Origin of the sequence: Micromonospora coerulea (genome assembly GCF_016598485.1) — a bacterium.
In the GTDB taxonomy this organism is placed as follows: domain Bacteria; phylum Actinomycetota; class Actinomycetes; order Mycobacteriales; family Micromonosporaceae; genus Micromonospora; species Micromonospora coerulea.
The window spans coordinates 42,520-49,232 of record NZ_JAEMUW010000035.1; the positions used below are offsets into that span (position 1 = coordinate 42,520).

Sequence of the window (6,713 nt, forward strand, 5' to 3'; positions counted from 1 at the left end):
CATCGTGCTTTCTGTGCGTGATGAGTTGAGGGGTTGTAGATGGTGAAAGTCGGATACGGCTAGGGTTTGCGGGCGAGGAGTTCGCCCACCCGGTCGAAGCTGATGCCTGTCGTGGCCGAGGCGATGTCGCCGGCCTTGAGCGCCGCGGCCGCCTGTTCGAGAGCACCCATCGCGTGCGTGTAGAGCGCAGGGCCCAGGCTGATCCGCTTGACCCCGGCCTTCTGCAGTTCAGGGACGGTCAGCACCTGGTCCGCCGGTGAGATGAGAACGTTCACGGGTGTCGGCGCGACGGCGGTGACGATCGCGACCAGGGACTCGAGGTCGGGCGGGAACGGCGCGTAGAGCACGTCGGCGCCGACCTCGGCGAAGGCCGTCAGCCGTCGGATGGTGTCATCGAGGTCAGGCCGCCCCTGGATGAAGTTGTCGGTGCGAGCGGTGACGACGATGCGTCGCTTCGCCGCGACGACCGCACTGCGAACCCGGTCTACCGCGTCGTCGAAGTCGCGGATCGGGTCATCGGGATTTCCGGTGGTGTCCTCGATCCCGATGCCGGCCAGCGCGTGCGCGACGGCACTGTCCACAGTCACGGCGACGTCCTCGGCGGTGATGCCGTAGCCGTCCTCGAAGTCACCGTTGACGGGCAACCCCGTGAGCCGGCCGAGCAGCTGTGCGTGGTCGAGATGCTCGTCGCGGGTGATGCTGTGGCGTCCGTCGATGCGGCCGAGCGCGGCCGCCAGGGCCGCCGACGACGTGCCGATGGCCTCGAAGCCGGCATCCGCCAGGATCAATGCCGACACGCCATCCCAGGCGTTCGGCATGACGAGGCCCCCTTCTCGGGTGTGCAGTGCCATGAACTTCTCATAGAGCTCAGAACCGGACATGTCGTTCCTCTCCAGTGCGGTTGATCAGGGCGAGGGTTCGACCGGTCAGGTCGCTGTTCTCGCGAGTTTGGTAAGCGCTCATGCCAGGTCGGGGGCCGGGATGTCGACGTCGGTCAGGTTGACGTTGTTGAGGTAGTTGGTCAGCAGTGCCCGGACGACCAGCGTGACGATCGCCAAGATCTCCGGATCGGTGTACCCGGCCCCCTGGATGGCCGCGAGGTCGGCATCACTGACCCGTCCGCGCGTCTCGATCACCTGCTGGGCGAAGCGAGCCACCGCAGCCCGCTTCGGATCGACCGAGCTTCCCGCCCGCGCCAGCTCGATGTCCTCCACGGACATGCCGCCCTTCAGGGACCCGGCCGTGTGCAGCGCCAGGCAGTAGTCGCAGCCATCGGCTTCGGACACGGCCAGCGCGATCGTGTGGCGCGTCCTCGCGTCCAGGAGCCTGCTCGCCTTCGTCTGCACCGTCATGACGAGATCGAGGACGGTCGGGTTCGACGCGAGCATGGTGAACATGTTCGGTACGAAGCCGAACTGCGCGCCGACCTGGTCAAGCGTGCTCCGCACGTCGGCGGAGGGCTCATCGGCAGGAAGAACGTTCAGGCGTGGCATGGGAAATCCACTCCAGTCCATGTGGGTGGTGGTCGGTAACCGACCTGGTCAAGTTTTGGGCTGCGTAGCCCACTTCCTAGATACAACACTACGCAAGACTGGGCTGTCAAGCCCACTTTTGATAAGATGTGAATCATGAAGTCCACGACGGCAGCGCCAGAGCCTCGCCGGCTCACCGAGAAGGGGCAGGCGACGCGTGCCCGGATACTGGAGCACGCCGCCGCGCTCATCTACGCCGAGGGCGTCCACGCCACGAACAACGACAAGCTCCGGCGCGCCGCCGGCGTCAGCGGGTCGCAAATCAACCACTACTTCCCGACCAAGGAGAGCCTCGTCCGGGCGGCGATCGAATGGCAGGCTGAACGCGTCCTCGGGCTCCATCGCAGCGAACAGTTCGACGGCTTCGAGAGCCTCGAGGGGTTTCGGAAGTGGGCAGCGTTCTATATCGGGTATGAACGCGCCTACCACGAAGGCTGCAGCCTCGGGTCGCTCGCCAGCGAGATCATCAAGACCGACCTCGACGTTCACGATGAGCTTGCGGATGCGTTCGCCCAGTGGCGAGAGATCTTCCGCGACGCGCTCCTCCGCCTGCAGCGGCAGGGCCGTCTGAGCAACGAGGCCGACCCCGAGCAGCTCGCGAGCCTGCTCCTCGCCGCGTTCCAGGGCGGCATGCTCCTCGCACAAGTCGCCCGGGACATCTCCCCCCTCAGGGACGCCCTGGAAGCTGCTCTCGACTACATCGAGACCTTCGCGATCCCACACGACACATAGGCAGCTGGAACCGAATCCGCCGCTCGAGTTTCCTAGATCGGCCGTCCATCATCGGCGCATCCCGACAGCGATGCCGAGGGCGACGTGCGGCTCCGTTGCATTGAGCGTTGGCAAGATCGAGGCAGACTTGAGCAATGAAGTCATCGACCCGTCCACGCTCGTGGCTGCCGCCGACGTCAGCGTTCGCTGGCTTCCGGTTCCCGACCGAGGTGATCGTGGTCGCGGTGCGCTGGTATCTGCGGTTCAACCTGTCCTACCGTGACGTTGAGGTTCCCCCGGTTTCCCGGAGGGTTGGTTACCTGGCATCGGTGGGCTCAGGCTGAACGATAGTCGCCTGGTCCTGCTGGGCTTGGTGGGTGTGCCAGGCGGCTTCGTACTCGCCTGGGGATCGCCAGCCGAGGTCTTTCTGGATGCGGCGGGTGTTGTACCAGCCGTCGATGTAGGTGAAGATCGCGTTCTCGGCCTCATTGCGAGTGCGCCAGGAGTGGCGGTAGACCAGTTCGATCTTCAGGGTCGACCAGAAGTTTTCCATGAGCGCGTTGTCGTACGAGTCGCCGACGGAGCCCATCGACGGCAGGATCCCGTTGTCGGCCAGGCGTTGCGCGAAGCGGAAAGACGTGTAGCTGGCGCGCGGTCAAAGCCCGATGCCACTTCCCGAACGAGCAGGCCGCGTTAAAGTGCCTCTATCTCGTGACCCGGTCCCTTGACACGACCGGCGCCGGCAGAACCCGATGGACGATGCGCTGGAAACCCGCGTTGAACGCCTTTGCATCACCTTCATCGACCGCTTCCCGGCCGCTGAGACCTACTAACAAGATCGCCGGAAACACCGTTCGCGAGACAGCCGCGGACGCGACCGTAGGTAGCGCGGCTCGGACGATGGCGGTGGGGATCGCGGCGGGTTAGCTGATGGGGTTCATGGGCGGTTGCTGGTCAGGATGGCTGAGGGTGGTGGCTCGTGTAGCCGCCGCCGTAGCTCGGCGGCGTGGTGGGAGTCGATCATCATGACGGCGGCGGTGGCGGCCGTCAGGATGGTCAGTGCCCACAGCGGCGGCAGTGGGCTGGTCACCGGCGCGAGGATCGCCACCAGCAGGATTCCGGTGGCCCGGACCCAGCGGACCTGGTGCCGGGCGCGCCACCAGAATGCCTGGTTGGCGAGGAGATAGACGAGCACTCCGGCGAAGAGGATGGCGTGCCCCAGCGGGGTACGCGCCGGTCCTGACGGGTCGCTGACAACGTCGAGGGTCTTCCGTATGCCGAAGGAAAGCAGCGTCAGCCCGACGATCATGGGCAGGTGTAGGTAGGCGTATGCGTCGCGCGCCAGCGCGGCCCGCTGGTTGCCGGTCCGGTCTCGCATGACGCGCTCTCCGACGATGGCGTCCGTGTCGAAGTACGCCCACCAGAGCGTGGCCAGCAGGACCATGCTGGTGGCGCTGGCGACGATCACCGACCAGGAAATCGCGCGACCAAAGACGGCCACCCCCGCCGAAATGATCGACTCGCCCAGTGCGATGAGAATGATCAGGGCGTACCGGTCGGTCCAGTGTTTGGCCGAACTCACCTGCCAGAACCGCTGGACGACGAAGTAGCCCCCGGCGAGGTCGACGACGATGGCCGCCAGCCAGAGGCTTGCCGCGAGCGGGCTCAGCTCCTTCGGGGCATGCGGCCGCGAGGAAGCCAGCGCGGCGAACAACAACAGGACGAGCGCGGCCGCCGTCGGAACGCCCGCCCGCAGCATCCGGGCGTGTGGTGCCCGGTCCGGGCGGACGACCAGCCGGAGCGCGATCAGGTGCAGCACGCGCAGCGCGATGTAGCAGACCACGACGATCATCGGACCGGGCAGGCCGTCGGGTACAACGTCGAACGCCTGTGGGATAGCGATGCCGATCGTTAGGGTCAGCGCCACGACCAGCAGGACACTCAACCGGACGGGGATGGACTCGCTTCGAAGGACGTTCCCTACCTGGGTGTAGAGGGACCAGGCGACCCACAGCAGGCTGAGCACGGCCAGGGCCTGGGCGACCCCGACCCCGGTGGGGTGCCGGGTCATCAACACGGTGACCTGGATGAACGTGTAGACGACCACCAGATCGAGGAAGAGTTCCTTTGGTGTGACCCCAGTGGTGGCGGCATGGATCGCCGCCTCCGCCGCCTGCCTGTGAAGCAAGTGATGCCGCCGGCGGAAGACGGTGAGGTCGGCCAGGACCATGCTGGTGAGAACGGCGGCGAGCAGCCCCACCGCGCCCACTGGCGGCAGGCGGACCGCGACCGGAGCCAAGGTGGTCACCAGGACGATCCCCAGCAACGGGCTACGACCCAGCAGGCGGATGGTGCGGTGCTCGAGGGCCACCAGCCCGAGCAGGTAGACCAGGACACCTCCGTAAAGGACGAGTGTGCTCAGCTGGTCCCACCGGTACGCGGTGGCGGGTTCGACCGAACTCAAGGCGCGTTTGAGCCCCAGCGCGATGAGGACGAGACCGATGATCATGACGACGTGCAGGACGCTATATGCGTCCCGGCCGAGTCGTGACCTGGTGGCTGCCGGCCACCGCTGCAGCGCCTGCTCGGCGGCGAATCCGGCGATGTCGAAGTAGCGCCACCAGAGTACTGCCACGACGACGAGGCTCAGGGCGGAGCCCCCGATCACCGACCAGGTGATCGGTGGGTCACCGATGAGACCACGGGCAGTGCCGATCGAGATGATCGTCTCGCCCAACGCTATGAGCACGACCAGCCGGTGCCGCTCGGCCCAGTGCGGGACGGACACGATCCGCCAGTTGTCCGCGCCGAGCGCCCGCACGCCGATGAAATCGACGACGGTGGCGGCGAAGAACAGGGCCAGTTGGACGGACCCACCGTCGACGCCCGCGGGCAGGTGGCGAGGGAGTAGCGCACCGCACAGCAGCAGGACCGCGGCGCCGGAGAACGGCAACCATGCGCGTAGAAGGGGTCCTCGGGTCCCACCCGAAACGGTGTACGTCAACATCAGTAGCGCGCCGAGCTGGGCCAGCAGGAAGGCGACGACGAAGATCAACGGCCCGAACAAGCCACCTGGCCGATCGGTGAAGGTCACCGGCGCGGCGATCCCGGCCACCAGGATGGTCGCGGCCACCCCGAAGATGAGCGGCCGCATGATTCCCTTGTCCAACCGGACGAGGTTGCCGAGCACGGTGTACGAGCTCCAGGCCCGCCACAGCAACAGGACCACCAGAACGCCCTGGAACAGGCCCTCGATCCGGAAGTTCTCCGTCACGAGGTCCGTCACGCTCAGGAACGCGTACACGAACACCAGGTCGAGGAACAGCTCCAACCGGGTCACCCCGGGGCCCCCGGGAGACAGTTGAATGCCCCCGAGGAATCGCGCAGGACGCTCACCGGAATGCCGCGCCAACCGGCTCCTGGTCACCTCCCCACTCTGCCAAGCGGTGGGCGGACGGAGGCCGAATTCAGCCAGCCCGCACGCAGCTCGCTGGGATCACCGTCCGTCATAGAGCCCTTCACATATGTGACCGCCGATCGTGGGGAGCGAGGATGGGCGCCGAGAAGCCTGCCGAGGACCGGCCGGCGCGGGACGACCGCTCGGGCGCGGCATCCGAGCGCGGGCGACGGGCGGTCCAGACACGGGCATAGAGCCGGCCTGAGGGGTCCCAAAACGCTGTCACCGGTGGTGAGCTGGACTTCTATGCTGCTCGTTCGTACTCGTTGATGAGCCCTGCGAGGACGGGCCGGCGCTTGATCCGCTCGTGTGTCAGGTCGACGGCGGGACGGTCGGATCGTGGGGGCTGCAGCGCCAGGGCTCGATGTGGCCGTCGCCCGTTGGAGTGGCGGGCGTACTCGCCGCGCGTTTGGCGTAGGTGTCGTTCGCCGAAGATGAGTATGCGGTCAGTGACCTCGCTGCGGGCGGTGAGGACGAACCTATCGGCGTAGGCGTTGGCTCGTGGGCTACGTGGTGGGATCTTGCATGCGGTGATGCCGGCGTCGGCCAGCACGGCGTCGAAGGCGGCGGTGAACTGCCCCGCCCGATCGCGGATGAGGAATCTGAACTGCGCGGCCCGTTCGCCGAGGTCGATGAGCAGATTGCGGGCTTGCTGCGCTGTCCACGGCCCGTCCGGATTGGCGGTGACGCCGAGAATGTGGACGTGTCGGCTGCCGACCTCGAGCACGAAGAACACGTACAGGCGCTTGAGGGTGAGCGCGCAGTCCACGTGAAAGAAATCGCAGGCGAGCAGGGTCGACGCCTGGGCAGACAGGAACCGCCGCCAGGTGGTGTGGTCACGTCGCAGCGGCACCGGCGGTACCCCGCAACGTCGGAGGATCCGCCGGATGGTGGACGCGCCGACGCGGTAGCCAAGGCCGAGCAGCTCACCCTGGATGCGCTGGTAGCCCCAGCCGGGATTACCCCGGGCCATCTGCGCAATCAGAGCAGCGATGGCCGGGTCGATCGATGGG

At 66.7% G+C, this 6,713-nt stretch carries 6 protein-coding genes and 1 pseudogene; 2 read left to right on the forward strand and 5 right to left on the reverse strand.

The annotated features are described in order from the left end of the window. Positions 1–59: 59 nt before the first annotated feature. Positions 60–851 carry an isocitrate lyase/PEP mutase family protein gene (locus I8N68_RS29130; RefSeq protein WP_234040800.1) on the reverse strand — a complete coding sequence of 264 codons (792 nt, stop codon included), beginning with the start codon at positions 849–851 and terminating at the stop codon, positions 60–62. 108 nt (positions 852–959) lie between these two features. After that, positions 960–1,493, reverse strand: a complete 534-nt coding sequence (locus I8N68_RS29135; RefSeq protein ID WP_200215911.1) for a carboxymuconolactone decarboxylase family protein — start codon at positions 1,491–1,493, stop codon at positions 960–962. Between the two features lie 135 nt (positions 1,494–1,628). Between I8N68_RS29135 and I8N68_RS29140 the strand changes: the two genes are divergently transcribed. Beyond that, on the forward strand, positions 1,629–2,264 hold the full coding sequence (locus I8N68_RS29140; RefSeq protein ID WP_200215914.1) for a TetR/AcrR family transcriptional regulator: 636 nt from the start codon (positions 1,629–1,631) through the stop codon (positions 2,262–2,264). Between the two features lie 295 nt (positions 2,265–2,559). Here the strand turns inward: I8N68_RS29140 and I8N68_RS29145 are convergent, their stop codons facing one another. Continuing rightward, entirely contained in the window at positions 2,560–2,859 is a 300-nt protein-coding gene (locus tag I8N68_RS29145; protein WP_307813019.1) for an integrase core domain-containing protein, read from the reverse strand. 32 nt (positions 2,860–2,891) lie between these two features. Between I8N68_RS29145 and I8N68_RS29150 the strand changes: the two are divergent. Next, positions 2,892–3,076, forward strand: a pseudogene (locus I8N68_RS29150) (IS256 family transposase); the annotation flags it as partial. A 104-nt stretch (positions 3,077–3,180) separates the two neighbouring features. Here the strand turns inward: I8N68_RS29150 and I8N68_RS29155 are convergent. Then, on the reverse strand, positions 3,181–5,574 hold the full coding sequence (locus I8N68_RS29155) for a low temperature requirement protein A (RefSeq protein ID WP_200215918.1): 2,394 nt from the start codon (positions 5,572–5,574) through the stop codon (positions 3,181–3,183). Positions 5,575–5,944: 370 nt separating this feature from the next. Further along, a partial coding sequence (locus I8N68_RS29160; RefSeq protein WP_234040801.1) for an integrase core domain-containing protein occupies positions 5,945–6,713 on the reverse strand: 769 nt, incomplete at its 5' end.

Coding starts and splice junctions, on each gene's coding strand:
- I8N68_RS29135 (WP_200215911.1), bottom strand. CDS start 1,493: ATGCCACGCCTGAACGTTCTTCCTGCCGATGAGCCCTCCGCCGACGTG.
- I8N68_RS29130 (WP_234040800.1), bottom strand. CDS start 851: ATGGCACTGCACACCCGAGAAGGGGGCCTCGTCATGCCGAACGCCTGG.
- I8N68_RS29140 (WP_200215914.1), top strand. CDS start 1,629: ATGAAGTCCACGACGGCAGCGCCAGAGCCTCGCCGGCTCACCGAGAAG.